Source organism: Aeromonas genomosp. paramedia, from assembly GCF_023093515.1.
GTDB lineage: Bacteria > Pseudomonadota > Gammaproteobacteria > Enterobacterales > Aeromonadaceae > Aeromonas.
The window spans coordinates 24,320-48,914 of the sequence record NZ_JAAROG010000013.1 but is presented as its reverse complement, the minus strand read 5'-3'; the positions used below and the strand labels follow the sequence as shown (position 1 = coordinate 48,914).

The 24,595-nt window shown below is 62.7% G+C and carries 26 protein-coding genes, 1 tRNA gene and 1 other RNA gene; 10 read left to right on the top strand and 18 right to left on the bottom strand.

The features are described from left to right. Positions 1 to 54: 54 nt before the first annotated feature. The 13 genes from nuoF to mepA all read right to left on the bottom strand — a co-directional run bounded on the left by nuoF (position 55) and on the right by mepA (position 10,497). On the bottom strand, positions 55 to 1,440 hold the full coding sequence (gene nuoF / locus HB860_RS08895; protein WP_247626385.1) for an NADH-quinone oxidoreductase subunit NuoF: 1,386 nt from the start codon (positions 1,438 to 1,440) through the stop codon (positions 55 to 57). Further along, positions 1,437 to 1,976: an NADH-quinone oxidoreductase subunit NuoE gene (gene nuoE / locus HB860_RS08890; RefSeq protein WP_247626384.1), complete on the bottom strand. Its 540-nt coding sequence runs from the start codon at positions 1,974 to 1,976 to the stop codon at positions 1,437 to 1,439. Before nuoE ends, nuoF begins: the two co-directional genes overlap by 4 nt. 72 nt (positions 1,977 to 2,048) lie before the next feature. Beyond that, positions 2,049 to 3,854 carry an NADH-quinone oxidoreductase subunit C/D gene (gene nuoC / locus HB860_RS08885; RefSeq protein ID WP_247626383.1) on the bottom strand — a complete coding sequence of 602 codons (1,806 nt, stop codon included), beginning with the start codon at positions 3,852 to 3,854 and terminating at the stop codon, positions 2,049 to 2,051. Positions 3,855 to 3,856: 2 nt separating this feature from the next. After that, positions 3,857 to 4,531: a NuoB/complex I 20 kDa subunit family protein gene (locus HB860_RS08880; RefSeq protein ID WP_025327215.1), complete on the bottom strand. Its 675-nt coding sequence runs from the start codon at positions 4,529 to 4,531 to the stop codon at positions 3,857 to 3,859. A gap of 29 nt (positions 4,532 to 4,560) precedes the next feature. Beyond that, positions 4,561 to 4,965: an NADH-quinone oxidoreductase subunit A gene (locus HB860_RS08875; protein ID WP_139434270.1), complete on the bottom strand. Its 405-nt coding sequence runs from the start codon at positions 4,963 to 4,965 to the stop codon at positions 4,561 to 4,563. 258 nt (positions 4,966 to 5,223) lie between these two features. Further along, positions 5,224 to 6,102 (bottom strand): flagellar motor protein MotB, encoded by an 879-nt coding sequence (locus tag HB860_RS08870; RefSeq protein WP_247626489.1) that lies wholly within the window; start codon positions 6,100 to 6,102, stop codon positions 5,224 to 5,226. Further along, positions 6,077 to 6,835: a flagellar motor protein gene (locus HB860_RS08865; protein WP_025327212.1), complete on the bottom strand. Its 759-nt coding sequence runs from the start codon at positions 6,833 to 6,835 to the stop codon at positions 6,077 to 6,079. The genes HB860_RS08870 and HB860_RS08865 overlap by 26 nt, the downstream gene beginning before the upstream one ends. A gap of 448 nt (positions 6,836 to 7,283) precedes the next feature. Beyond that, positions 7,284 to 7,412, bottom strand: a non-coding RNA gene (locus tag HB860_RS08860) — RtT sRNA. 57 nt (positions 7,413 to 7,469) lie between these two features. Further along, positions 7,470 to 7,557 (bottom strand) — tRNA-Ser (locus tag HB860_RS08855). A gap of 177 nt (positions 7,558 to 7,734) precedes the next feature. Beyond that, the gene (locus tag HB860_RS08850; protein ID WP_139439743.1) at positions 7,735 to 8,352 is read right to left on the bottom strand and encodes a TPM domain-containing protein; all 618 of its coding nucleotides are present in this window, start codon (positions 8,350 to 8,352) and stop codon (positions 7,735 to 7,737) included. A 22-nt stretch (positions 8,353 to 8,374) separates the two neighbouring features. Next, positions 8,375 to 9,109 carry a TPM domain-containing protein gene (locus HB860_RS08845; protein ID WP_247626382.1) on the bottom strand — a complete coding sequence of 245 codons (735 nt, stop codon included), beginning with the start codon at positions 9,107 to 9,109 and terminating at the stop codon, positions 8,375 to 8,377. After that, positions 9,106 to 9,711: a LemA family protein gene (locus tag HB860_RS08840; RefSeq protein ID WP_247626381.1), complete on the bottom strand. Its 606-nt coding sequence runs from the start codon at positions 9,709 to 9,711 to the stop codon at positions 9,106 to 9,108. Before HB860_RS08840 ends, HB860_RS08845 begins: the two co-directional genes overlap by 4 nt. Before the next feature lie 42 nt (positions 9,712 to 9,753). Then, entirely contained in the window at positions 9,754 to 10,497 is a 744-nt protein-coding gene (gene mepA, locus HB860_RS08835; protein WP_106886596.1) for a penicillin-insensitive murein endopeptidase, read from the bottom strand. A 163-nt stretch (positions 10,498 to 10,660) separates the two neighbouring features. Between mepA and HB860_RS08830 the strand changes: the two genes are divergently transcribed. Beyond that, positions 10,661 to 11,203, top strand: a complete 543-nt coding sequence (locus HB860_RS08830; RefSeq protein WP_247626380.1) for a hypothetical protein — start codon at positions 10,661 to 10,663, stop codon at positions 11,201 to 11,203. A 211-nt stretch (positions 11,204 to 11,414) separates the two neighbouring features. Then, positions 11,415 to 11,693 carry an RNA recognition motif domain-containing protein gene (locus HB860_RS08825; RefSeq protein WP_081805676.1) on the top strand — a complete coding sequence of 93 codons (279 nt, stop codon included), beginning with the start codon at positions 11,415 to 11,417 and terminating at the stop codon, positions 11,691 to 11,693. A gap of 76 nt (positions 11,694 to 11,769) precedes the next feature. Here HB860_RS08825 and HB860_RS08820 read toward each other — a convergent pair whose 3' ends face one another. Further along, the gene (locus HB860_RS08820; protein WP_247626379.1) at positions 11,770 to 12,669 is read right to left on the bottom strand and encodes an aldo/keto reductase; all 900 of its coding nucleotides are present in this window, start codon (positions 12,667 to 12,669) and stop codon (positions 11,770 to 11,772) included. A 178-nt stretch (positions 12,670 to 12,847) separates the two neighbouring features. Between HB860_RS08820 and HB860_RS08815 the strand changes: the two genes are divergently transcribed. The 3 genes from HB860_RS08815 (at position 12,848) to ltaE (ending at position 15,137) form a co-directional block, all read left to right on the top strand. Continuing rightward, a complete protein-coding gene (locus tag HB860_RS08815) occupies positions 12,848 to 13,255 on the top strand; it encodes an XRE family transcriptional regulator (protein ID WP_247626378.1) in 408 nt (135 codons plus the stop codon). 71 nt (positions 13,256 to 13,326) lie between these two features. After that, on the top strand, positions 13,327 to 14,034 hold the full coding sequence (locus HB860_RS08810; protein WP_247626377.1) for a short-chain dehydrogenase: 708 nt from the start codon (positions 13,327 to 13,329) through the stop codon (positions 14,032 to 14,034). 86 nt (positions 14,035 to 14,120) lie between these two features. Further along, complete coding sequence (ltaE, locus tag HB860_RS08805) at positions 14,121 to 15,137, top strand: low-specificity L-threonine aldolase (RefSeq protein WP_247626376.1); 1,017 nt, start codon at positions 14,121 to 14,123, stop codon at positions 15,135 to 15,137. Between the two features lie 67 nt (positions 15,138 to 15,204). On the opposite strand, the gene HB860_RS08800 is transcribed toward ltaE, so the two are convergent. From HB860_RS08800 to HB860_RS08785, 4 genes are all read right to left on the bottom strand, one after another. Next, a complete protein-coding gene (locus HB860_RS08800) occupies positions 15,205 to 15,636 on the bottom strand; it encodes a PAS domain-containing protein (protein WP_042650276.1) in 432 nt (143 codons plus the stop codon). Positions 15,637 to 15,697: 61 nt separating this feature from the next. Next, complete coding sequence (locus HB860_RS08795; RefSeq protein ID WP_247626375.1) at positions 15,698 to 16,720, bottom strand: response regulator; 1,023 nt, start codon at positions 16,718 to 16,720, stop codon at positions 15,698 to 15,700. Between the two features lie 46 nt (positions 16,721 to 16,766). Then, positions 16,767 to 17,711, bottom strand: a complete 945-nt coding sequence (locus HB860_RS08790; protein WP_247626374.1) for a LysR family transcriptional regulator — start codon at positions 17,709 to 17,711, stop codon at positions 16,767 to 16,769. Between the two features lie 77 nt (positions 17,712 to 17,788). Next, positions 17,789 to 18,337 (bottom strand): DUF2982 domain-containing protein, encoded by a 549-nt coding sequence (locus HB860_RS08785; RefSeq protein WP_236661596.1) that lies wholly within the window; start codon positions 18,335 to 18,337, stop codon positions 17,789 to 17,791. Positions 18,338 to 18,659: 322 nt separating this feature from the next. On the opposite strand from HB860_RS08785, the gene HB860_RS08780 reads away from it, so the two are divergent. From HB860_RS08780 to HB860_RS08760, 5 genes are all read left to right on the top strand, one after another. Continuing rightward, on the top strand, positions 18,660 to 20,600 hold the full coding sequence (locus HB860_RS08780) for a putative bifunctional diguanylate cyclase/phosphodiesterase (protein ID WP_247626488.1): 1,941 nt from the start codon (positions 18,660 to 18,662) through the stop codon (positions 20,598 to 20,600). 154 nt (positions 20,601 to 20,754) lie between these two features. Further along, on the top strand, positions 20,755 to 22,317 hold the full coding sequence (locus HB860_RS08775; RefSeq protein ID WP_247626373.1) for an AbgT family transporter: 1,563 nt from the start codon (positions 20,755 to 20,757) through the stop codon (positions 22,315 to 22,317). A 67-nt stretch (positions 22,318 to 22,384) separates the two neighbouring features. Beyond that, entirely contained in the window at positions 22,385 to 23,110 is a 726-nt protein-coding gene (nfsA, locus tag HB860_RS08770; RefSeq protein ID WP_139745560.1) for an oxygen-insensitive NADPH nitroreductase, read from the top strand. A 159-nt stretch (positions 23,111 to 23,269) separates the two neighbouring features. Continuing rightward, complete coding sequence (locus tag HB860_RS08765; protein WP_247626372.1) at positions 23,270 to 24,034, top strand: DNA repair protein; 765 nt, start codon at positions 23,270 to 23,272, stop codon at positions 24,032 to 24,034. Next, entirely contained in the window at positions 24,028 to 24,582 is a 555-nt protein-coding gene (locus HB860_RS08760) for a VOC family protein (RefSeq protein ID WP_247626371.1), read from the top strand. Before HB860_RS08765 ends, HB860_RS08760 begins: the two co-directional genes overlap by 7 nt. Positions 24,583 to 24,595: the final 13 nt, after the last annotated feature.

Below are 24,595 nucleotides of genomic sequence, written 5' to 3'. Positions count from 1 at the left end.
CTTCCCTGAAACCTGTTTTGTGAAATCGGCTATTGCCCGATGCGTCCTGGCGTATTACCAGCGCTCGCCCAGCAGATTGGGCTGGATACCCTTGAACAGCTTGTGATTGTCGTGGGGGGCCTTGACCCCGGCCTCGAACTCGGACCGGAAGTACTTCATGGCACTGCCAAGGGGCTCGACGGCGCCGGGGGCATGGGCACAGAAGGTCTTGCCTGGCCCCAGGAAGCTGACCAGCTGCTCCAGGGTGGCGAGATCATCGGGTTGGCCTTCGCCTCGCTCCAGGGCCCGCAGGATCTTGACGCTCCAGGGCAGGCCGTCGCGGCAGGGGGTGCACCAGCCGCAGGATTCGCGGGCGAAGAACTCCTCCATGTTGCGCAAGAGTCCGACCATGTTGATGCTGTCATCCACCGCCATGGCGAGGCCGGTGCCCATCCGGGTGCCCACCTTGCCGATGCCACCTGCATACATCTGGGCATCCAGGTGCTCGGGCAGCAGGAAGCCGGTTCCGGCGCCGCCCGGTTGCCACGCCTTGAGGTGATAGCCGCTCTTCATGCCGCCTGCGTACTCTTCGAACAGCTCGCGGGCTGTGATGCCGAACGGCAGCTCCCAGAGGCCGGGGTTGTTCACCTTGCCGGAGAAGCCCATCAGCTTGGTGCCGTGATCTTCCGACCCCGGCAGCGCCAGCCCCTGATACCAGGGGACTCCGTTGCCTATGATGGCGGGCACGTTGCACAGGGTTTCGACGTTGTTGACGCAGGTGGGCTTGCCCCAGACGCCGGAGACGGCGGGGAAGGGAGGTTTGGCCCGCGGGTTGGCGCGCCGTCCTTCCAGGGAGTTGATGAGCGCCGTCTCTTCGCCACAGATGTAGCGGCCGGCGCCGGTGTGGACGAACAGCTCGAAATCAAAACCCGAGCCCAGGATGTTCTTGCCAAGCAGGCCGGCGGCCTTGGCTTCTTCCACCGCGCGGCGCAGGTGGATGGCGGCATCGACATATTCGCCACGCAGGAAGATGTAGCCACGGTAGGCCTTGAGGGCCCGAGCACTGATGATCATCCCCTCGATCAGCTGATGGGGCAGTTGCTCCATCAGCAGCCGATCCTTGTAGGTGTTCGGCTCCATCTCGTCGGCGTTGCAGAGCAGGTAACGGATGTTCATGCTCTCGTCCTTGGGCATCAGGCCCCACTTCACCCCGGTGGAGAAGCCGGCGCCGCCGCGCCCCTTGAGGCCGGCGTCCTTGACGGTGTTGACGATCTCATCCGGGCTCATCTGGCCCAGTGCCTTGCGGGCGGCCTCATAGCCTTGCTTGGCCTGATACTCCTCCAGCCACACCGGCTGGCCGTCATCCCGCAGCCGCCAGGTGAGGGGATGGGTCTCGGGGGCGCGGGGGATGCGGTTGGCGGTGCCGAGGGAGGCGAGTGTCTTGCCTGGCTGAATGCTCATGGGTAAGCCTCCAGGGTTTTCAGCAACGTCACAGGATCGAGTCCGCCATAGGTGTCGTCATCGATCATGATGGCCGGCCCCTTGTCGCAGTTGCCGAGGCAGCAGACCGGCAGCAGGGTGAAGCGGCCATCCGGGGAGGTCTGTCCGGGGGCCAGATTGACGACCTCTTTCAGACCGGCCAGCAGTTGCTCGTGGCCGTTGATGTAGCAGACCATGCTGTCGCAGACGCGGATGATGTGGCGACCCACCGGCTGGCGGAAGATCTGGCTGTAGAAGGTGGCGACCCCCTCCACGTCGCTGGCGGGGATGCCGAGTTCGGCACCGATGGCGTGAATGGCGCCGTCGGGCACCCAGCCGCGGGCCTGCTGCACTATCTTGAGCGCTTCTATGCTGGCGGCACGGGGATCTTCGTAGTGGTGTTTCTCATGTTCGATGGCATCGCGCTCAGCCTTGCTCAGGACGAAATCGCCCTGTTTGCTGCTGCATGCCCCTTGCCCTTGGGGGGTCTGGTTATTGTGACACTGACATTGGCTCATGACTTGACCTTTTGTGGCTTTTCCCTTTACTGCGCGTCTTGCCCTTCGCCCCGTCGGCCGGGGCGAGAGGACTCAACGATCCACATCTGACATAACGAAATCGATACTGCCCAGGTAGACGATGAGGTCCGACACCATCTGGCCGCGGATCACCGAGGGGATCTGCTGCAGGTGGGCAAAGCTCGGGGTCCGGATCCGGGTCCGGTAGCTCATGGTGGAGCCGTCGCTGGTCAGGTAGTAACTGTTGACGCCTTTGGTCGCCTCTATCATCTGGAAGGACTCGGCGGCCGGCATCACCGGGCCCCATGACACTTGCAGGAAGTGGGTGATCAGGGTCTCGATGTCCTGCAGGGTTCGCTCTTTGGGGGGCGGCGTGGTGAGCGGGTGATCCGCCTTGAAGGGCCCCTCCGGCATGTTCTTCATGCACTGCTCTATGATGCGCATGCTCTGGCGGATCTCCTCGATGCGCACGGTGGCGCGGTCGTAGGCATCCCCGTTGCTGCCCACCGGCACCTCGAACTCGAACTGATCGTAGCCGGAATAAGGGCGCCATTTGCGCACGTCGAAGTTGAGGCCGGTGGCCCGCAGACCGCCCCCCGTGGTTCCCCAGGCGAGCGCCTGCGCCGTGTTGTAGGCGGCGACCCCTATGGTGCGACCGCGCAGTATGCTGTTGCGCATGGCGGCCTTCTCATACTCCATCAAGCGCTTGGGCAGCCAGCTCAGCAGGTTGTCCTGGATGAGACGGGCCCAGCCGGTGGGCAGATCGTGGGCCACGCCACCGATGCGGAACCAGGCCGGGTGCATGCGGGCGCCGGTGATGGCCTCGATGATGGTGTAGATCTTCTGCCGGTCGGTGAAGGTGAAGAAGACCGGCGTCATGGCCCCCACGTCCTGGATATAGGTGCCAAGGAACAGCAGGTGGCTCTGGATGCGGAACAGCTCCGCCATCATCACCCGGATCATGTCGACCCGGTTGGGTACCTTGATCCCCGCCAGCTTCTCGACCGCCAGCACATAGGGCAGGTTGTTCATCACGCCGCCCAGGTACTCGACCCGGTCGGTGTAGGGGATGTAGCTGTGCCAGGACTGGCGCTCGCCCATCTTCTCGGCACCGCGGTGGTGATAGCCGATGTCGGGCACGCAGTCGCGGATCTCTTCCCCGTCGAGCTGCAGCACCAGGCGGAAGGCGCCGTGGGCCGAGGGGTGGTTCGGGCCGAGGTTCAGGAACATGTAGTCCTCGTTCTCGTTGCCACGGGCCATGCCCCACTCTTCGGGCTTGAACAGCAGGTTGTCCTGCTCCTGATCCTGCTTGACCGCATCGAGCATGAAGGGATCGAACTCGGTGGCGCGGGCCGGGTAGTCCTTGCGCAGCGGGTGTCCCTGCCAGCTCTTGGGCATCATGATGCGGGTGAGATGGGGGTGACCGTCGAAGGTGATGCCCATCAGATCCCAGACTTCCCGCTCGTACCAGTTGGCGTTGGGGAAGTGGCGGCTGACGGTGGGCAGGTGCAGATCGCTCTCCATCAGCGGCACCTTCAGCATCACGTCGGCGTTACGGTCGATGGAGATGAGGTGATAGAAGACGGTGAAATCGCTGCCCGGCAGGCCGTGGCGATGGCTGCGCATCCGCTCGTCGGTGGCGCTGAGGTCAAACAGCATCACGAAGGGGGAAGGGAGCTTTTGCAAAAAGCCCATCACATCCAGCAGCAGATCGCGGGAGAGCCAGAGCACCGGCACCCCGGTACGGGAGCTCTGCACCGTGAAGCGCTCGGCACCGAAGTGGGCGAACAGCTCGCCGACCACCTGGGCATTGGCGTGATCCGCCATCTGCCCCTGGGCCATGGTGTAGTTGCTTGGGAATTCTCGAGTCAGTTTCATGATCAGATCTCATCCGGCGTGCGCAGGTTGGTGACTTGGATGCGCTCTTCCCGCTTGCGATCCTTCTCGGCCTGCATCTGGGGACGGTAGATCCCCTGATCACCCACCACCCAGGAGAGGGGGCGGCGCTCCTTGCCGATGGAGTCCTGCAGCAGCATCAGGGCCTGCAGGAAGGCTTCGGGACGGGGCGGGCAGCCTGGGATGTAGACATCGACCGGCAGGAACTTGTCCACCCCCTGCACCACGGAATAGATGTCATACATGCCGCCCGAGTTGGCACAGGCGCCCATGGAGATGACCCACTTGGGTTCGAGCAGCTGTTCATAGAGGCGCTGGATGACGGGGGCCATCTTGATGAAGGGGGTACCGGCGATCACCATGAAGTCCGCCTGACGGGGCGACGCCCGGATGACTTCGGCGCCGAAGCGGGCCACGTCATGGGGGGAGGTGAAGGCGGTACACATCTCCACATAGCAGCAGGAGATGCCGAAGTTGTAGGGCCAGAGGGAGTTCTTGCGGCCCCAGTTGACGGTGTCTTGCAGCACCTCTTCGAGGCGCCCGATCATGATGCCGCGGGTCGCCTGCTGCGCCAGCGGGTCATCGACGGTCTGGCGCTGTTCCTGGGGGTAGCGCTCAACGGGCGCATCCGGGTCAATCCGGGTCAGGGTGTACTTCATGGTGCAACCTCAAAGGGATAATCGGTAAATCAGTCTGGCTTCTTGTCAGTCAGGACGCGTTTCTTCGGGGCCCAGTCGAGGGCACCGATGCGCCACAGGTAGATGAGGCCTACCAGCAGCAGGGTGATGAAGATGGTGGCTTCGACGAAACCGACCCAGCCGCTTTCCCGAACGGAGACGGACCAGGCGAAGAGATAGAGCGCCTCGACGTCGAAGATGACGAAGAACATGGCGACCAGGTAGAACTTGGCGGAGAAACGCAGACGGGCATTGCCGACGGAATCGATGCCCGATTCGAAGGGTCTGTTCTTGGCACGGCCATAGGCTCGTCCCCCCAGCAAGGCCGCGACGCCTATCATGGTCAGGCAGATGCAGATGGCCCCAATGACGTAGACAGCAAAGGCCCAATGCTGGACAGCAATATCAGCAAACATAGGTGTTTTCCCTAACCGAATTAATCATGTGACTTAACAAGGATGCTACGTATTATGCCAGTTCCATACTGATTTACATGTCATTTCAAAGGATTAATTATTAATCAACGGGAGGAAAATCGCGTTTTGCTAGCGGGGTCAATTTTCTCATTTGAGAATCATTTTCAATTGCTTTTACGTGGTGGGGAAAACAGCCGATCCGCTTGAGAAATAAACTAATCGGCAAAACGAAAGACCCCGCATGGCGGGGTCATTTCATCAGGGGGGGAGGAGGGGGAGGGCTTGTTCAGCCGCCTTGCCCTGGGAGAGCACTATCTCCACCCGGCGGTTGGCCTGGCGATGGGCCGGGGTGTCGTTGGCAAAGCGGGGCTGGGTGTCGGCCACGCCCTGGGCGATGACGCGCCGCGAGTCCAGCTTGGGGTTGGTGAGCAGGGTATGGACTATGGTGGCCGCCCGCAGCACCGACAGTTCCCAGTTGTTGCGATAGAGCTCCACCGGCGCCTGGGAGTTGTCGGTGTGGCCGGTGACCACCACCATGCCCGGAATATCGGCCAGCACGTCGGAGACCTTGTTGACCAGGGGAATGAACTGGGGCTGCAGGAAGGCCGAATCGGCCGGGAACAGGGTCTTCTCGCCGATGCGGATCACCAGCTGGCTGCCGAGCTGCTCCACCTCGATCTCCTTGGATTCAATCTGGCTCTTGAGCTGCTGATCCAGCTTTTGCTTGGTGAGGGCGGCCCACTCCTGCTCCTTGGTCTTGTGGGGCCATGACTCGGTGGTGCTGGGTTTCTCCGAGGCGCCTATGGTCTCGTTGAAGGGATCGGCCGCGGCGGCCGGCGCCTGGGTGTCCAGCACCTCCTCCTTCTGGGAGGTGCTCGGCGTGGTCTTGGACTCCGGCTCCAGGATGCCGGTCCCCCCCTGCATCACGGGAGAGCCGGCGGGCAGAGAGATGAGGCCTATCTTGCCAAGAGACTCGATAAAGCCCTGGATCAGCACCCGGGTCTCCGATTGCTTGGCCATGGCGAAGGAGTAGAGCACCACGAACAGGGCAAACAGCAGGGTCATGAAGTCGGCATAGGAGACCAGCCAGCGCTCATGGTTCTCCGGTGCCTCAGCCTTTTTCTTTTTCGCCACCATGGCCTCCGAGGTAGGGTTCAAGGGTCACTTGCAGCCGCTGTTGTGACTCGCCGTCCACTATGCAGAGGATGCCGGTCAGGGTCATCTCCTTGTAGTGGCGGATCTGGTGGGCGAAGCCCTTGTAGCGGTTGCCAAAGGGCAGGAAGATCAGGTTGGCGGCGCCGACCCCGTAGATGGTGGCGATGAAGGCCACCGCGATGGCGCCCCCGAGCTTGTCCGGCGCATCCAGCAGTCCCATGGCGTGAATGAGACCGAACACGGCCCCGACTATCCCCATGGTCGGGCAGTAGCCCCCCATGGCCTCGTAGAATTTGACGGTCTGCTCGAGATCTTCCTGCTCGAACTCGATCTCGTTTTCCAGCACCTCGTGGATCTTGGTCTTCTCGTAGCCATCCACCATCATCTGCACCCCTTTTTTCAGGAAGGGATCCTTGATGTCATCGATCATCCCCTCCAGTGCCAGCATGCCGCTGCGCCGGGCGTTGCCTGCCAGGGTCTCCAGCAGCTGGGCCTGCTCCAGCATGTCGAGGCGCAGGGGAGAGATGAGCCACTTGAAACGCTTGAAGGTCTTGCCGACCACGGAGAAGGGGAATTGGGTCAGGGCGGCACCCACCGTGCCCCCGATCACGATGAGAAAGGCGGGGAGATCGAGCAGGGCGCTGGGGTGTCCCCCCTCGATGATGTTGCCACCCAGGATGGCAGCCAGGGCCAGCAGCAAACCAATAAGACTCATTTGTCCATATCCCTATGCGTTGTGTGTGGCTAGTGTAGTCATTTAACTATCAGTTTTTCAAAACGAAATACAATCGGTGAGCAATATTCGAAGGCAGACCGGCACGGGTTCATCCTCCTGTGTCGGCCCGAGCTGCGGGATCATGAGGGCCGGCGGGTGCCTGCATGGCAGCAAACGGGCGTGTGGGGCTTTGGTGAAGTGTAGAGAGATTGCGCCAACGGCTCGGTGATGAAAAAAGAGTGACGGGCGAGGAGTGGTAGTGGAAGCCGGCACTGTGTAGCGGTGGGTTGGGATTGACTCGCGCCATCCCTGGCGCTCATCCTGCGGGCAGCCTTCAGCTGTCCAAGCGGGCTGTCCTGCCCTCTTGTCGAACCAGGGTCCGAACCGAGCCGCCCATCACCAAATAAAGTAAAAGGGCCTGTCTTGCGACAGGCCCTTTTACTTTATTTGGCGGTGAGGGAGGGATGATTCGCCACTGCGTGGCTCACCCCTTCGGGGCGGCCTCTGGCCGTTCATCGCAGCAAGCTGCTCTGCTCGAACCCGGCGAGGCTTCTCACCCTCCCTCCATCGGCATCGGGCGTTCTTATGCCACCAGATGCAAAAAAACCGACCCTGAGGTCGGTTTCTTATAATTTGGCGGTGAGGGAGGGATTCGAACCCTCGATACGTTGCCGTATACACACTTTCCAGGCGTGCTCCTTCAGCCACTCGGACACCTCACCAAATTTTCGACTGCTGTTTAACGTGTTCAATCACCACGTCGTTCGCTGCGCCGTTGCGCTGGAACGGGGCGTAATTTAGGGGAAAGCTGACTCGGGGTCAAACACTTTTCCCCTTATTTTTCAGAATCTTTATCGAATGCCTATCCCTTGCACAGAATGCCGGTTTTTTAAGCCGCTTCAGGGTTTGTCCAAAATGATCAGGCTGTCGGGCAACTCGTTTTGATCCCGGGTGGCCGGAAACGCATCGGTCAGGATGGCGCTGGTGCGATCCACGCACTCGAGGAAACCCTGTTCCACCTCCTTGTTGCGCACCCGCACCACGAAGTCGTCGATGATCTGCTGCCACAGCGCGTTGTCTATGTGCTGGGCTATGCCGTCATCCACCAGGATCTCCACATAGTGCTCGGCCACCGAGACGAAGATCAGCACCCCGAGCCGATCGCGGGTGCGGTGCAGTCCCTGCTCGACAAACTGCAGGCGGGCCATCAGGGCCGCCCTGTGCTGACGCACTTTTTTCGGGATCAGCCGCATCTTGATGGGGGTCCAGTGGAACAGCAGGCTCAGCAGCAGCCAGACCGACCACTGCACCAGCAGGATCTCGTACCAGCCGAGCCAGAAGCCGAGCTGGAACACCAGCAGGGGAGTGAGCATGGCCAGCAGCGCGGCCCAGAGGGTCGGGATGTAGCGGTAGCCATCGCTGGCGGGGGCCAGCACTGTGACCAGCTCGGCGTCCGTGGCCTGCTCGGCTTGTCGTACCCTGGCCTGCAAGGTGTGATAGAACTGTTTTGAAATCATCGTCTTGTCTCTTGCTCCCTGATTACCAACCACCGGAGGCACCACCGCCCCCAAAACTGCCACCACCGCCACTGAAACCGCCGCCGCCCCCAAAGCCACCGCCGGAGCGTCCGGCGCCGAAACCGCCGGCCATGTAAGCGGCGCGGCGCCGGCCGCGACCACCGCCGCCACCGCCTCCCCGCAGGTTGTGCAGCACTAGCATCACGACCACCACCAGGATGAACAGCCAGGGGCCGCCGAGCTTGTCTTCCTTGCTGGCGTTGTCCACCGGTTGGTATTCCCCGGCCAGGGCCTGCATGATGCCCTGGCTGCCGGCCACCACGCCGGCCACCATGTCGCCGCGCTTGAAGGCGGGCAGGATCCGGGTCTGGATGATGTTGGCGGCGATGGCATCGGGCAGGGCGCCCTCCAGGCCATAGCCCACCTCGATGCGTACCTTGCGCTCATCCTGGGCGATCAGCAGCAGCACACCGTTGTTCTTGCCCTTCTGGCCTATGCCCCAGTGGCGACCGAGCTGGTAGCCGTACTCCTCTATGGTCTCCCCATCTAGGCTGTCGACGGAGACCACCACCAGCTGGATACCGCTGCGCTTTTCAAAGGCAGCCAGTTGCTGGGTCAGCTGGTGGGCTTGTTTGCGTGACATCAGCGCCGCCTCATCCACCACCCGTCCGCTCAGGGCCGGAAAGTTCGGCGCGGCTTGCAGCGCTGCCGTCCAGAGCAGCAGCAAGGGGAGCAGCGCGCGCAACATCATGGTCATTGGAAGCTGACCTTGGGCGCCTCATCGGCACCGGGCTTGGCGCTGAAACTGGGTTTGGCCTCGAGATCCGAATAGAGCAGCTTGGACCAGATGACCCCCGGGAAGGTGCGGATCTCGGTATTGAACTGGCGTACCGCCTCTATGTAGTCGCGCCTGGCCACAGCGATGCGATTCTCGGTGCCTTCCAGCTGGGCCTGCAGGGTCAGGAACTGCTGATCCGCTTTCAGATCCGGGTAGCGCTCGACCACCACCATCAGGCGGGAGAGGGCGCTGGAGAGCTGATCCTGGGCCGCTTCAAAGGCCTTGAGCTGGGAGGGGTCGCTCACCTGCACGCTGCCGACCCGGGCGCGGGCATCGGTGACCGCTTTCAGGGTCTCCTGCTCGTGGCTGGCGTAGCCCTTGACGGTGGCCACCAGGTTGGGAATGAGATCGGCGCGGCGCTGGTACTGGTTCTCGACCTGGCCCCAGCTCGCCTTGACCTGCTCATCCAGGGTGGGGATGTTGTTCATGCCGCACCCGGTCAATCCCAGCAGCAGGGTGAAAGTCAGCAGGTACTGGGTGGCCCTGTGCCGGAGTGAAGTGGCCATCTTGTTGTTCTCCATTGAAATTTCTGACGGATATCGGCTCACCATAGCAGCTTGTGGTCAACCCTCACAACGCCTCGGTAAGACGGGGGCACGGTAGCTCATGGAGACCTTGGGCAACTGGGGCTTGTCCTTGAGCCAGGAGGCCAGCTCGGCATCGCAACCGTTGCCGGGGGGGATGGGGGCCTGGGGCTGGCAATCCGGGCTGTTCGCCGGGCAGCGCAACCTGACGTGGAAGTGGCTGAAGTGGCCGACCCAGGGGCGCAGCTTGGCGACCCAGGGTTCATCGGCCGCCCGTTTGCACACCTCGGCCTTGATGACGGGGTTGACGAAGATGCGCGCCACCTCGGGCTTGCTGGCGGCGAGGCGCAGCAGATTGAGCTGCTGGGGGCCAAAGCGCCCCGGCAGCATTTTGTAGCTGGGCTCATCGATCAGCGCCCACTCCTTGGGGGCGTCCTGCTCCCATTTGCTGATGGGGCGGTTTGCCATCCGGAACCAGATGTCGGCATCGAGGCCGGTCTGGTGGCTGCGATGGCCCGAGGTGAAGGGGCCGCCACGGGCCATGGCGAGATCGGCGATATAGAGATCCGGCATGCCGGCCAGCCTGGTCTGGTTGGCCAGGCCCTGCAAGTAGTGAATGAGATCGGGGTGACCGTAATAGCGCAGCCGCTTGGTGCGGATCACCTGATAGCCGGGTCCCGTCAGCGGCAGGGATACGCCGTTTTTCAGACAACCGGCCGCGTAGCCGCCGATGGCTTCTGCATAGAGGGCGCTGGTGGTGAACAGCAGGGCAGTGGCGAACATGGGACTCCTGAAGATGGCGGGCTCAGACAGCCCCAAGCATACCAAGAGTTGCGGCCAGTCGTCATCCGCGCTGCCGTGCCGGTTGCAACCCATGGGCGGGCTCGCGCACAATGCGGGCCAACACAGGGCGGCAGGGCCGTTTCCATCATGTGAGGAGGATGAAATGAGAGTCAGTGAACTGGCATCGCGGGGGGGCGTGAACTGGCTGATGCCCCCGGCGCGGCGCTTCTACGGGGTCATGATCTGCCTGTTGCTGGCGAGCCTGGGCACTGTGGTGGCCGCGCTCTTGCTGGGTTATCCCGAGATGGGGCTGCTGCCCTGGGTCGGTCTGGTGTTTGGCGGCATAGTGCTGGTGATGATGGTGTTGCCGCGCAACTGGCAGCGCTGGCGGTTGGCGGAGCTCGCCTGGGACGACCATCACCTTTACCTGCTCAACGGTGGCGAAGACAGGGCCCTGGCCCTGCCGAGGGCGGCACTGGTGGGCATAGAGAGGGATCGCAAGGTGGGGCACGACGGTCAGTGGCTCGACTTCAGCCTGGATCTGGGGCTGGATGGGGAGACCCTGGCCGACGCCACCGCCTTGCTGGGGCTGACCCGGGAAGGCACCCATGAGGTGGCCCCCGGTGTCTATCGCTTTGGTTTTAAACGGGCCTGGCACAGCCGCCGCGCCCTGAGCAACTTGTTGGCCGTGCTGCAGCCAGCCTGACTATTTTCTCGACAATTTATCGCAAAGCTCAGATACTCCCTCTGATTCGAATTGATCTTTCCTGCTCCGATAGTCCAAGAGATCAACGACTTGGGCCTCGAGGCAGGGAGTGCCACGGCATGATGCCATGGCTGGTCCGGCAGGGGGGTTGTGCCCTTACTCCAGGTCGGTGGATGCATAGAGAAGGCACCTTGAATCGAGAGTGGATGGCATGAAGATTTACGTAGGTAATCTGTCGTACCGGATGACGGCCGACGAACTGACAAATGTGTTCAGCCAATTTGGGCAGGTAGACAAGGTCGATATCATCATCGATCGCGATACCGGTCAGTCCAAGGGGTTTGGCTTCATTGAAATGCCTGTCAACGGGGATGCCGAGAAGGCCATCGCCGAGTTGCACGGCACCGAAATAGGTGGCCGGACCATCACAGTCAACCAGGCCAAACCGAAGACAGATGCACCTCGTGGTCGCCCCCAGCGCCATCGTTGAATCGTCTCGATAACGAAAAACGGCATGGATCGCTCCATGCCGTTTTTGTTTGCCTCACGCTCAGTGGCGGGCGGGATCAGGGCACATCGTAACCCAGGGCGGCCTTGCGGATGCGGAACCACTGCTGGCGGTTGAGCTGGATGGACTCGGCCGCCACGGCGGCGGCGATCCGCTCCCGCTTGCCCGAGCCGATGAGCGGCAGCGGCTGGCTCGGCAGCATCATCACCCAGGTGTAGACCACCTGCTCTATGTGCTGAGCGCCCACTTCCTGGCGGATCTGCTCGAGCTCGGCCCGCAGCGGGGCATAGGCGGGATCGTTGAACAGCCGTCCGCCACCGAGGCAGGACCAGGCCATGGGCTTGATGCCCAGTTGCTGGCACTGATCCAGGGCGCCATCCAGCGTTCCTTCCTGATGCAGCGGCGAGATCTCCAGCTGGTTGGTGACCAGGGGGAAGGGCAGGCGGGATTGCAGCAGCGCGAACTGGTGGGGCGTGAAGTTGGAGACACCGGCGTGCTTGATCTTGCCCGCCTGCTTGAGACTGATGAAGGCCTCGGCTACCTCGTCGGCATTCATCAAGGGATCCGGGCGGTGGATCAGCAGCAGATCCAGGTGATCGGTGCCGAGCTTTTGCAAGGAGGCCTCGGCGCTGGCGACGATGTGCTCCTTGCTGGTGTTGTAGTGATTGAGGGCGTGTTCCTGCTTGGCGGTGAGGGCGATGCCGCACTTGCTGACAAGCTCCATCCGGCTGCGCAGGGAGGGCTCCAGACGCAGGGCCTGGCCGAAGGCCTCCTCGCACTGGTAACCGCCATAGATGTCGGCGTGATCTATGGTGGTGACCCCGAGATCCAGGTGGTATTTCATCAGATCCAGCAGGGCGGCCGGGGAGAGTTGCCACTCCATCAGGCGCCAGTAGCCCATGATGAGGCGGGAGAAGGTGGGGCCTTGATGGTGCAGGGCAAGACGGGATACGGACATGGTGACTCCTCTACGGATAAAGAGACGGACAAAAAAAGGCAGAATCAATGCTGCCAGCATCTTGGTCTCTTCTGGCGGACAAGGCAATAATGCCCCCCTCGCGAATTCGAACTATGGTTCTGACCGATAACGGTGCCCGGGCGCAGAAACGGGCCAGAAAGACGATGGAGAGGTGGTGATGGAAGGATTTGCCGCCAGGCTGGAGAGCCTGATCGGGGAGGGCAGCGTCAGCGCCTTCGCCCGCAAGGTGGGGCTGAGTGAGGCCCTGATCCGCAAGTATCTGAAAGGGGCCGAGCCCGGCCTTGGCAAGGCGAACCAGATCGCCATGGGGGCGAACTGCTCCCTGGAGTGGCTCGCCACCGGCTGCGGTTATCTCTACCGCCAGGCCGAGGTGGTGGACAGGGACGCGCTGGCGGCGGCAGGGGCGCTGGTGCAGGAGAGGCTACCCGGCCAGCCGCTGCCGGACGAGCAGCATCTGGTGACCCTGCTTGCCTACTACCAGTTCCTGCGCAGCCACAAGCAGGCGGACGGTTTCCTGGATCTGGCGCGGGCGCGGGAGTTCGGCCGTCATCTGGCAGAGGCCTGAGGCTGCAGGCCCCGGCAGGGCGCCATTCTTCTGATACCCTCTAAGCAATGGACAAATCCAAGGACACGCAGATGAGTTATCTGATCCTGGGCAGTGGCGGGTTGGGGGGGGCCCTGGCCCATGAACTCGCCAGCCGTGGCGAAGAGTGGTTGCTGGCGGGCAGACAGTTGCCCAAAGGGCTGGATCCCGCCTGCTATTTCCCGTTGCAGGAGGTGGATCCGCTCTCCTTCGAGGCACTGTTCACCCTCTATGACACCACCACGCTGCCGACTGTGGTGATCAACACCATAGGCCTGCTGCACGATCTCAATCACATGCCGGAGAGGCGGGTGGAGGAGGTAAGCCCCCAGTGGCTGGGGGAAAGCCTGCAGGCCAATGCCTGGCCCCACCTGGCCCTGGGTGCCAGCCTGAGCCGGCTCATGACCCCCGAGAGCCGGCTGTGGCTCTGCTCTCTCTCGGATCTGGCGGGCAGCCTGGGGACCGGCAACCTGGAGGCCGTCGGGCGCTACAGCTACCGGATGAGCAAGGCGGCCCTCAACATGGGGGCCAGGATCCTGGCCGCCGAGTGGGCCGAGCGCTTCCCCGGCGCCGGCGTCATCACGGTTCACCCCGGGCTCATGGACACCCCCATGCAGCAACCCTTCCGGCAGGGGCTTGACCCCGCCCTGTTGCAGGATCCCGCCCTGGTGGCGCCGCAGTTGCTGGATCTCCTGGCCTCGCTGACCCTGGCGCACTCCGGCCGCTTCGTGGACCTGCGCGGCCAGCCGCTGCCCTGGTGAGCCGCCGGGCTCACATTCCCGCCCCCCATCCCTTGCCAGCATGGTGCCGGCTGGTTAATGTCATGCTCCTGCATCAGGAGGATGACATGCGCTATATCGATTTACGAAGTGATACCGTGACCCAACCCACGGAAGCCATGCGCCAGAGCATGCTGCACGCCGAGGTGGGCGATGATGTCTACGGGGAAGATCCCAGCATCAATGCGCTGGAGCGTCGGGGTGCCGAGCTGCTGGGCAAAGAGGCGGCCCTGTTCGTGCCATCCGGCACCATGTCCAACCTGCTGGCGATGATGAGCCACTGCCAGCGCGGGGAGGGGGCCGTGCTGGGCTCCGCCTCCCACATCTATCGCTACGAGGCGCAGGGCTCTGCCGTGCTGGGCTCTGTGGCCCTGCAGTCTGTTCCCATGCAAGCCGACGGTACCCTGGCGCTCAAGGACGTGCGGGCCGCCATCGCCCCCGATGATGCCCACTTCGTCCAGACCCGGCTGGTGTGCCTTGAAAATACCCACAACGGCAAGGTGCTGCCGCTGTCCTACCTGCGCGAGATGCGCGATTTTGTGAATGAGCACGGCTTGCTGCTGCATCTGGACGGGGCCCGTCTGTTCAATGCGGTGGTGGCGAGTGGCGAGCCGGTCGCGGCCATAGCGGCCCCCTTCGACAGCATCTCCGTCTGTCTCTCCAAGGGGCTGGGGGCGCCGGTCGGTTCATTGCTGGTGGGCTCCCATGGCTTCATCGCGCGGGCCAGACGGCTGCGCAAGATGCTGGGGGGCGGCATGCGTCAGGGGGGGATCCTGGCCCAGGCTGCGCTGTTTGCCCTGGATCAGCACGTCACCCGGCTGGCGGACGATCATCGCCGTGCCAGGCGCCTGGCTGAGGGGCTGGCCTCCTTGCCCGGTATCTCGCTCAATATGGAAGAGGTGCAGACCAACATGGTGTTCCTGCGCTTGACCCAGGGAGATCCCGCCACCCTGCTCGGCTTCATGAAGGAGCGCGGCATCCTCTTCTCCGGCTACGGGGAGCTGAGGCTGGTGACCCATCTGCAGATCACCGATGACGACATCGACGAGGTGATAGATGCGTTCACCGAGTTCCTGAACGGCTGAGGGTGATCGGCAAGCATGAAAAGAAGGGCGCCTGATGGCGCCCTTCTTGTGTCTCTGCGCCGAGGGATCATCCCTGGCGCTGGCCCGTGATCAGCATGGCCTCGTCGGTGGCGTCGTAGATCATGATGGCCAGATGGGTGACCTCGCCGCCGAAATCGGCCAGGGGCACCAGGGTCAGGTTCTGGTACATGTGGGGGGCCGAGCCCGTGATGGGGCGATAGTTGGAGAAGCGCAGCAGATAGGGGCGCTGCTCCCAGGTGCTGAAGGCGCGGTTGTTGAGCTTGAACACCATGTTTGCCTTGCGTTCCAGCCAGGCGCGGTCCACGTCGGGGAAGAGGTCGAACAGCACCTGATCGCGCACCTCGCCGGCCAGCCGGCCGCTGTGGCTCTCCATGAAGCCGTTCCATACCTGTACCCGGTAGCCCTTGTCGAGCACGACCAGCCCCACGTCCAGATTCTGGACTATGTTCATCAGCCAATGAAATTCCCGGATTTCCATGGTCACTCCTGGTGCCTGAGTCTGTGTTGTTGATGCTGGCGATGGGGTCACACCACTAGCGCTAGAGCATATGCATGATCTTGTTGTTCATGGTGGCGATGGAGTCTTCGGTGAACAGTAGCAGCAGGTCGCACTGCACCGCATAACCCTGCACCCGGTAGTTGATCTCGATGGCCAGGGTGCGGCGCCAGCGGCTCTGGTTGGTACGAATGAGATCTCTAATGGGTCTGTGCTGACCGAGCACCACGGGGTGGCCCTGGCTGAAGGGGGTGTCGAGCTGGTTGGCGTAGCCGCGCAGGAAGGCCCCGATCAAGACGTTGGCGGTATCCATCAAGAGCTCCAGCTCGGCGTTGTGATCCAGCACCCCCTGATGGTTCATCAGGCGTGCCAGATCCTGGAAGCTGGCATCGTGGAACAGCAGCAGCGCCTCGCCGGCGATGCCGGCGCCGATGAAGCCCTGGCAGACGGCGGAGAGGGTGTCCGACTCGGCGGCGGCCGAGAGGGCCATGTGCAGCTCTGAGACCTCCAGCACGTTGACGTTGGGGATGGGCAGCACCACGAAGGCATCCAGCAGGCGAGCCAGCAGATCGGCCCCCTGGCCCATGGCGACGTTGGCGAGCTCCTGATAGACATCCCGCAGCTCGGGGGTGAACTGGATGGTGCTCTCGAGGGGGGCGTGACCGGCGGTGGCAAGGGCGGGGGCGGCGGCCGGCTGGGGCGCCGCTTGCCACAAGCCGTGGCGGACGAGCAGGGCGAGCAGGCTCTCGGGCGAGGCCGGCTTCTTGATGAAATCGAGGGCCCCGAGGGCCATGACGCGGGCGTGGGCTTCCGGCTGGATGTCGCCGGAGACCACGATCACCTTGCTGCGCAGCCCCTCGCGCTTGAGGGTCTCCAGCACGCCATAGCCGTCCATTTCCGGCATGGTCAGATCGAGAAAGATCAGATCGCCGTGGCCCATCAGGATCTGCTCAACCCCTTCCAGGCCGTCAGCGGCCTGGTGCAGGGTGACATTCCAGCCGGCAGGCAGGGCGCGCATCAACTGCTTGCGAGCGAACCCCGAGTCATCACATATCAATACATTCATAGTGTTAGCCGACCTGTGCAACGAGGATTGCGCTAAGTGTGGGCGATCAACCGTCAGATGCAACGGGCAGCGGCATGGCCGGCAAAAATTGATCGTCCCGCTGATGATGGCGATAGCGTGCGGAGTATTTCTCGACGAAATCGGCAAACATCTTAACACGCAACGGCGTGAACTGGGGCTGGCATTGGAGCATGTAGAAGGGGCGCTTGCCCGACTGCCAGTCCGGCAGCACGGCGACCAGCTGCTCGTCCTGCAGGAAGGGGTGCACATAGTGCAGGGGGGCATTGACGATGCCGAGGTGGCGCCGGGCCGCCCGCACCGCGGCCTGGGTCTGGTTGACGTTCAGGCGCGGTGTCCGTTTGATCTGCACCGTCTGCTGATCCCGACCGCTCAGCTGCCAGTGCTGGTGGGGCCAGCAGTAGATGAGATCGTGCTCTTCCAGCTGGGCCGGGTGGGAGGGGATGCCCATCTTCTCCAGATAGAGGGGGGAGGCAAACAGGCCGTACTCGATGTGGCCGAGGCAGATGGCATTGGGCAGGGTCTGGGAGAGCTCGCCGTTGAAAAACACCAGATCCCTGTCCTGATCGCAGAGGGGGGTGTGGTCATTGGTCTGGCTGATGTCGAACTGCACCCCGGGATAGCGCAGACCGAAGTCCGCCAGCATGTCGACCAGGATGGTATTGGAGAGGGCGATGGGTGCGGCGAGGCGGATGAGGCCGCTGATGTCCCTCTCCTGGCCCTGGATCTCGCCGGTCGCCTGCTCGATTTCGGCCAGCGGCGTGCACAGGCGCTCGTAATAGCGCAGCCCCTCGTCGGTGAGGCGCAGCTTGCGGGTGGATCGGTGCAGCAAGGCGCACCCGAGCTGTTCTTCCAGTTGTGAGATGCGTCGACTGATGGTGCCGGTCGGCATGCCCAGCGCGGCGGCGGCGTGGGAGAAACCGCCCTCTTGCACCACCTTGACGAACAGATAGAACTCTTCGATGTACTTCATAAGCGGCTTAGGGGGTGTTTGTAACAAGCCAGTGACCTTATGAAGAGTCGCCAGGCTTGGCAAGCGCAATCCGGCGTTTAATTGATCTGGATTAGATTCGACTCGCGCTGGTACTGATTGAGCAGATGGACGAAGTCGGCGGGGGGGCGATCCAGGCTGTTGTCCGGCACCAGCAGATCATAACCCAGCAGATCCCGCAGCCTGGCCATGCGGTTGCCCAGCATGGCGATCACCCCATCGTACTGCTGGCCAGAGGGGGAACGAAAGCGGCTCTCCTCCAGCAACCCCTCGCCCAGCAGACCGCTGCCGCAGCCTCCGGTGAGGCAGTCGGGGCGCTCGCTGTTCATGGCCTGCAACAGCACGGCGCGCTGCTCGGTCAGCAGGCGAACGGCCAGCCTGGGTGTGATCAGCGTCAAGAAATCGTCGTAATCCTTAATCTTCAAACCAATGTAGGGCAGGGGCACCAGATCCCACCCTAAATGGATACGTGGCTGGTCAATTCGCTGAATATTTCTCCATTTCAGGATCCAGCCACCGTACTTATGGTGATATTGCAGACAATCCTGACACAGAGAGAGACTAAAATGAGGCTCAGCCAGTTTCAGCGCCCCGACAAGAATTGTCATCAGACCCGTCAGCAGGAGGAAGATGACCGGCATTAGTAGTTGTTCAGGAAAGAAAAAAAGTATAAAAATCATAGTAATGGTTATGACCATGCCCAACAGTACCAGTGTGAGCCCATTTCTTCTGACCATGGGGATCACATGTAGCGTTTTCATATGATTTCGGCCCTTTTTCAGCTGCCTGTTTCCAGATTATGGGTCGGAACGGATTTTGTACCAGCACGGACGCGTTTGCCAAAGACGGATCCAGGCTGGTTCTGCCATGAGCTTTCAGCATGAATCATCACGCAACATGAATACGCTAGACGAACGCCTGCTTACCGCAATGGACGTGCTCCATACGCCCATCTGGGTCTATGACATCCAGCGTCACCACATTTACTGGGCCAATGGCTCCGCCCTGGGATTGTGGGAGGCGAGCTCCCTGGCCGAGCTGCAATCCCGCGACTTCTCGGCCGACATGGCCGCTGCCATCGATCTGCTGTTGCAGCGTTATCTCGGTGATTTTCAACAGGATCGCAGTTACAACGAGTGGTGGACCCTCTCCCCCAAGGGGGTCAAGAAGCAGGTCTATCTGCGCCTCTCCGGCATCCAGCTCGCCGGGCGCCAGATGATGATGACGGAGGCGGTCATCGATGCCGATACCCTCTATCAGGAGTCCTCCCTCGCCACCGGCGACACTTTGGCCTGCCTGTTCGACAACGAGGGGGGCCTCGAGAGCGGCAACCACCACTTCGACATGTGCTTTGGCACTGGCATCACCCGGCTTGCCCAGGTCTTCTCCGGTGACGACGAGGCCTTCTACACCCGGCTCTCCCGGGTGGGAGAGGTGGTGGCCGAGGGGGAGTGCCGGACCCGGAAGGGGATGCGCTGGTTCCAGTATCAGTTCCGCCACATCCAGCAGGGGGCCCGGATCCTGCTGACCATGCGGGACATCACGGATCGCAAGCTCGAGGAGCTGGAACACCGTCACCTGGCCTGGCACGACTCCCTCACCGGCCTGCTCAATCGCTACGGCCTGATGAAGTCCCTCGAGGCCTACTGCGGCCTGGGGGGGCGCTTTGCCCTGGTGTTCATGGATCTGGACAACTTCAAGCTGGTCAATGACAACTATGGCCACAAGGCGGGGGATCGCCTGCTGGAGCGGGTGGCCGGCCGGCTCAAGCAGATCTGCCCGCGGGACGTGGAGCTGGCGCGCCTCGGTGGGGACGAGTTCACCGCCCTGGTGCCCCTCGGTCAGGCCAGCGAGCGGGCGCAGGAGGTGGCGGATCTCATGCTCTCCCAGATGAGCAAGCCGCTGCAGCTGAGCGGGGTGCCCGAGGTCACCATAGGCGGCAGCATCGGCATCGCCATCTATCCGGACGACGCGGACGACGGGGACAACCTCATCACCCGCGCCGACATGGCCATGTACCAGGCCAAGCAGATGGGGCGCCTGCGCTGGCAGCGCTTCACCCCCAGCATGCAGCAGAGCCTGCACCGCAAGCTCACCCTGAAGCAGTTTCTGGCCAAGGCCGTCGGCCGGGGGGAGCTGAGCCTGCGCTATCAACCCCAGGTGGACGTGGCCCAGGGGAAGCTCATCGGTCTGGAGGCCCTGCTGCGCTGGTACAACCCCGTGCTCGGGCACGTTTCGCCGGTGGAGTTCATCCCGCTTGCCGAAGAGATGGGGCTGATCCGTGAAATCGGGAGCTGGGTGCTCGCCACCGCCTTGGCCCAGATGGGGGAGTGGCAGCGTCAATGGCAGGTGCGGGTGCCGGTCTCGGTCAACCTCTCCGGCTTCCAGCTCTCCGCCTCCCTGCCGGGGCAGGTGGCGCAGCAGCTCAGGGAGTCCAATGTCGAGGCGGGCCTGCTGACCCTGGAGCTGACCGAAACCGTGCTGATGCTGGACATGAAGGGCTGCATCGAGATCCTCGACGCCCTGAGCGAGCAGGGGATCAAGATCGCCATCGACGACTTCGGCACCGGCTACTCGTCGCTCGCCTACCTCAACCGCCTGCCCATCGACACCATCAAGCTGGATCGCTCCTTCGTGGTCGGGCTGAACCTGCCGGTGATCCGGGCCACCGTGGCCATGGCCACCAGCCTGGGGCTCGGGATCCTGGCGGAAGGGGTGGAGGACGAGCACGAGCTGGCGGCCCTGCGGGCCCAGGGCTGCCACGTCTTCCAGGGATTCCTGTTCAGCCCCCCCATGACCCCGGAGGAGGTGGCGGCGGCAGGCTTTGGGATCCGCTGCAAGCTTGGCCACTATCCGCTGGCAAGTCGTTGAGAACCTTGCCGATAAGTGTGCGGCATGTCCCATTTCAGGAGCGTGACATGCCAAATTAAACATAATTAATCGAATTTTTGTCTCATATCATGGGATTCATTAGACGTTATCGCTAGTATGCGCGCTCATTCCTTGGTAATGGAGTATCACCATAATGAGTCAAGCCGCAGTGAACGAGCGTCCGGCCAGTCCCAATGGCTGGTTGAACCGCTTCCTGAACGGGGTCGAGAAGGCGGGCAACAAGCTGCCGGATCCCGCCATGTTGTTCCTCTATGCCTTGCTGATCGTCTGGGTCGGCTCCTGGATAGGCTCCCAGTTCTCCTTCGATCTGGTCAATCCCCGCACCGGGGAGGCCGTGGTGGTCAACAACCTGTTGACCGGGGCAGGGCTGGCCGAGTTTCTCGCCAGCATGGTCACCACCTTCACCGGCTTTGCGCCCCTTGGCATAGTGCTGGTGGCCATGCTGGGGGTTGGAGTGGCCGAGCAGTCCGGCTTCATCAACACCGGCCTGAAGAAGTTGCTCAAGGTCACCCCGGCGCGCTTCCTGACCCCCATGCTGATCCTGGTGGCCATCGTCAGCCATACGGCGGCAGATGCGGGCTATGTGCTGGTGATCCCCATCGGCGGCATCATCTTCCATGCGGCGGGCCGTCACCCGCTAGCGGGCATAGCCGCGGCCTTTGCCGGGGTCTCCGGCGGCTTCGCCGCCAACTTCCTCCCCTCCGGCGGGGATGCCCTGCTGCAGGGGTTCACCCAGTCGGCGGCCCAGCTGCTCGACCCCGACTACATGGTCAACACCCTGTGCAACATCATCTTCACCGGTGCCTCCTCCCTGCTGATCATCTGCGTGGGCTGGTTTGTCACCGAGAAGATAGTGGAGCCGCGCCTCAAGCAGGTGCCCCTCAACGAGGATCTGGAGAGTGCCGACGAGATGGGGTGCTACAGCGCGCAGGAGAGCCGGGCCTTCAACTGGGCCGGGTTTGCCATGCTGGCGGCCGTGGTGCTGCTGGGGCTGGCCCTGTCCCCGGACGACTCGCCGATGCGGGCACCGGATGGATCGCTCACCACCTTCGCGGCACCCGTGATGAAGTCCATCGTGCCCCTCATCTTCCTGCTCTTCATCCTGCCCGGCATCGTCTACGGCTTCGTGGCAGGGAGCTTCAAGAGCGGCAAGGATGTGATCGATGCCATGTCGGCCACCATGAACAAGATGGGCTCCTACATGGTGATGGCCTTCTTCTGCGCCCTCTTCATCAAGGCGTTCGGTGACTCCAACCTGGGGACCCTGCTGGCCCTCTCCGGCGCCGAGGTGCTCCACGCCCTGGCGCTACCGGGGGAGGTGACCATAGTCGGCATGATACTGCTCACCGCCAGCGTCAACCTGGTGGTGGGGTCGGCCTCGGCCAAGTGGGCGCTCATCAGCCCCATCCTGGTGCCCATGCTGATGGCGGTGGGGATCTCGCCGGAGCTGACCCAGGCCGCCTATCGGGTAGGGGATTCCGCTTCCAACATCATCACTCCACTGATGGTCTTCTTCCCCCTGGTGGTGGTCTACTGCCAGCAGTATGTGAAGAGCACCGGCATCGGCACCCTGGTCTCCATGATGCTGCCCTACTCCCTGGCCTTCCTGGTGAGCTGGACCTGCTTCCTGCTGCTCTACTGGGCGCTGGGCTTCCCGCTCGGGCTGCAGGCCCCCTATGTCTATCCTGCCCCCTGAGGGTGACGAGGGGCCTTGGGCCCCTCGCTTTTTTTGGGTACAGTGTGACCTTCATTTTGGAGGCACCATGAACCCGACCATAGATCTCATCCTTTCCCATCGCTCCATTCGTCAGTTCACCCCTGAGCCCATCAGCGCCTCGCAACTCGATCAGATACTGAGCGCCGCCCAGAGCGCCTCCAGCTCCAGCTTCCTGCAGGCCAACAGCCTTATCCGGGTGACGGACAAGGGGCTGCGTGCCACCCTGGCCGAGCTGGCCGGGCACCAGGCCTACGTGGCCGAGGCGGCGGAGTTCCTGCTGTTTTGCGCCGACTATCAACGCCACAGCCAGATAGTGCCGGAGGCCCAGACCGGCTTCGTGGAGCAGCTCATGATAGGGGCCATCGACGGGGCCCTGATGGCCCAGAATGCCCTGCTGGCGGCCCAGTCCCTGGGCCTGGGTGGCGTCTACATCGGCGGCATTCGCAACAACCCGGCGGCGGTGAGCGAGCTGCTGGGGCTGCCCCATCAGGTGATCCCGCTGTTCGGTCTCTGTCTGGGCCATCCCGCCCAGCAGCCGGAGCAGAAGCCGCGGCTGCCCCGCGCGCTGGTGGTGCACGAGAACCGCTATCCAGAGACGCTTGATCGCGCCCTGCTGGCGCAATACGACAGCCAAATCCACGACTACTACCTGGCCCGCAGCAGCAACAACAAGGTGCAGACCTGGAGCGGACAGATCAAGGCCATCCTCGGCAAGGAGGCGCGTCCCTTCATGCTGGGATTCCTCCAGTCGAAGGGGTTTTGCCTCAAGTAATGGGGGCGGCGGGCGATATGGAGCATGAGGCCCTGGGCATCGCCCTCGCTGCGGCTCCCTTGCGTTGTTGTGAGGCAAGGTGCGATCTGGGCGCTACCCTATGCGGGTAAGCTGTTGTAGGATCACGCAATTGGATTGGGACAGGAGTGTGAATACCCTATGATTTTAACCTTGATATTGCTGTCGATTGGCGCACTCCTGTTTCTGGTCATCGCCTATAACGTGGTGCAGCAATACAAACAGAAGGCGGAAGCCGACAAGCGCCAGGCCATCGCCCGCCACAAGGCGGTGGCGGACGAGACCGAAGAGGTGCTGCTGAACGTCAACCTGGTGCCCTTCTCCAAGAACATGGTGCTGCTGCTGCAACACCGGATCCTGGATGCCTACCGCGCCATAGTGCAGGTGATGCCGAACCCCCAGGTCAAGCAGCGCATCCTCGACGTCCAGACCCAGATCAAGAACGTGCAGGAGAACTACAGCAGTCAGGACGAGGGGCACTTCAAGACCCCAGAGTCCGACCGTCAGGCGATCCAGATGCTGCAACTGGCCAAGAAGATGCGGGCCGTGCTGCGGGTCGAGCACAACAAGGGCAAGATTGATCCTCAGGGGTTCGCCCAGGAGGATCGCCGCCTCGAGCTGATGCAGCTCAAGATCAACATCGCCAACCTGATCAAGCGGGCCATGGATGCCCAGATCCAGGGGCAGTACGGCACCTGCCGTCAGCTCTATACCAAGGGGCTCGGCGCCCTGGCCAATGTCTCCGACAAGGATCCCTACCTGCTGGCGCGGGAAGAGGACATGCGCCAGGGGATGCGCCAGCTGGAAGAGCATCTGCAGCAGCACAGCGAGAAGGAGCTGCAAAACATCAAGGACAAAGAAGCGGACGAGCTCGATGTCCTGTTCCAACCCAAGAAGAAATGGTGATCATGTCTCATCCACTGGATACCACGCTGGGGCCCATGGCCCCATTCGTTTGCCAACTGCTCACTGAAATGCACGCCCTCATGGGGGAGTGCGAGGCCCCCCAGGTGGATCATCTCTGCTACCGCGCGGCCACCCTGCCGGAATACCTCGCCCTGAAAGAGACGCTGGCGCGCCATGGGGTGCTGCTGGTGGAGGGGATGATAGGGGGCCGCCCCATCGCCACCTATCGCCTGCATCAACCCGTCTGCTGGCAGCAGGTCACGGTTCCCTGCATCGAGCTGGCCGCCCCCAAGGCGGGCCGCGCCCATCAGGCGGGGCTGGAGCACATAGAGCTGGTGGTGCCCTCGCTCACGGCTCTGGTGGCCGCCTATCCCGGGCTTGAGTTCAAGACGGCCAACATGGACGACGGGCGCAACCCGGATGTGGGGCTGATGTTGCCGTCGGGGCAGATCAAGTTTCATCTGCGCCCCTTGAGCGAGGTGATCGACGAGGAGCTGCACACAGGCGCCGTGGTGCCGGTGCCGGCGGGCTATTACGACGGCCTGTGAGCTGCGGGCCCCG

What these genes read in the sequence shown, in the direction of transcription:
- nuoF (WP_247626385.1), bottom strand. Translation starts at nt 1,440, where the DNA reads ATGAGCATTCAGCCAGGCAAGACACTCGCCTCCCTCGGCACCGCCAAC.
- nuoE (WP_247626384.1), bottom strand. Translation starts at nt 1,976, where the DNA reads ATGAGCCAATGTCAGTGTCACAATAACCAGACCCCCCAAGGGCAAGGG.
- nuoC (WP_247626383.1), bottom strand. Translation starts at nt 3,854, where the DNA reads ATGAAACTGACTCGAGAATTCCCAAGCAACTACACCATGGCCCAGGGG.
- HB860_RS08880 (WP_025327215.1), bottom strand. Translation starts at nt 4,531, where the DNA reads ATGAAGTACACCCTGACCCGGATTGACCCGGATGCGCCCGTTGAGCGC.
- HB860_RS08875 (WP_139434270.1), bottom strand. Translation starts at nt 4,965, where the DNA reads ATGTTTGCTGATATTGCTGTCCAGCATTGGGCCTTTGCTGTCTACGTC.
- HB860_RS08870 (WP_247626489.1), bottom strand. Translation starts at nt 6,102, where the DNA reads ATGGTGGCGAAAAAGAAAAAGGCTGAGGCACCGGAGAACCATGAGCGC.
- HB860_RS08865 (WP_025327212.1), bottom strand. Translation starts at nt 6,835, where the DNA reads ATGAGTCTTATTGGTTTGCTGCTGGCCCTGGCTGCCATCCTGGGTGGC.
- HB860_RS08850 (WP_139439743.1), bottom strand. Translation starts at nt 8,352, where the DNA reads ATGATTTCAAAACAGTTCTATCACACCTTGCAGGCCAGGGTACGACAA.
- HB860_RS08845 (WP_247626382.1), bottom strand. Translation starts at nt 9,109, where the DNA reads ATGACCATGATGTTGCGCGCGCTGCTCCCCTTGCTGCTGCTCTGGACG.
- HB860_RS08840 (WP_247626381.1), bottom strand. Translation starts at nt 9,711, where the DNA reads ATGGAGAACAACAAGATGGCCACTTCACTCCGGCACAGGGCCACCCAG.
- mepA (WP_106886596.1), bottom strand. Translation starts at nt 10,497, where the DNA reads ATGTTCGCCACTGCCCTGCTGTTCACCACCAGCGCCCTCTATGCAGAA.
- HB860_RS08830 (WP_247626380.1), top strand. Translation starts at nt 10,661, where the DNA reads ATGAGAGTCAGTGAACTGGCATCGCGGGGGGGCGTGAACTGGCTGATG.
- HB860_RS08825 (WP_081805676.1), top strand. Translation starts at nt 11,415, where the DNA reads ATGAAGATTTACGTAGGTAATCTGTCGTACCGGATGACGGCCGACGAA.
- HB860_RS08820 (WP_247626379.1), bottom strand. Translation starts at nt 12,669, where the DNA reads ATGTCCGTATCCCGTCTTGCCCTGCACCATCAAGGCCCCACCTTCTCC.
- HB860_RS08815 (WP_247626378.1), top strand. Translation starts at nt 12,848, where the DNA reads ATGGAAGGATTTGCCGCCAGGCTGGAGAGCCTGATCGGGGAGGGCAGC.
- HB860_RS08810 (WP_247626377.1), top strand. Translation starts at nt 13,327, where the DNA reads ATGAGTTATCTGATCCTGGGCAGTGGCGGGTTGGGGGGGGCCCTGGCC.
- ltaE (WP_247626376.1), top strand. Translation starts at nt 14,121, where the DNA reads ATGCGCTATATCGATTTACGAAGTGATACCGTGACCCAACCCACGGAA.
- HB860_RS08800 (WP_042650276.1), bottom strand. Translation starts at nt 15,636, where the DNA reads ATGGAAATCCGGGAATTTCATTGGCTGATGAACATAGTCCAGAATCTG.
- HB860_RS08795 (WP_247626375.1), bottom strand. Translation starts at nt 16,720, where the DNA reads ATGAATGTATTGATATGTGATGACTCGGGGTTCGCTCGCAAGCAGTTG.
- HB860_RS08790 (WP_247626374.1), bottom strand. Translation starts at nt 17,711, where the DNA reads ATGAAGTACATCGAAGAGTTCTATCTGTTCGTCAAGGTGGTGCAAGAG.
- HB860_RS08785 (WP_236661596.1), bottom strand. Translation starts at nt 18,337, where the DNA reads ATGACAATTCTTGTCGGGGCGCTGAAACTGGCTGAGCCTCATTTTAGT.
- HB860_RS08780 (WP_247626488.1), top strand. Translation starts at nt 18,660, where the DNA reads ATGGACGTGCTCCATACGCCCATCTGGGTCTATGACATCCAGCGTCAC.
- HB860_RS08775 (WP_247626373.1), top strand. Translation starts at nt 20,755, where the DNA reads ATGAGTCAAGCCGCAGTGAACGAGCGTCCGGCCAGTCCCAATGGCTGG.
- nfsA (WP_139745560.1), top strand. Translation starts at nt 22,385, where the DNA reads ATGAACCCGACCATAGATCTCATCCTTTCCCATCGCTCCATTCGTCAG.
- HB860_RS08765 (WP_247626372.1), top strand. Translation starts at nt 23,270, where the DNA reads ATGATTTTAACCTTGATATTGCTGTCGATTGGCGCACTCCTGTTTCTG.
- HB860_RS08760 (WP_247626371.1), top strand. Translation starts at nt 24,028, where the DNA reads ATGGTGATCATGTCTCATCCACTGGATACCACGCTGGGGCCCATGGCC.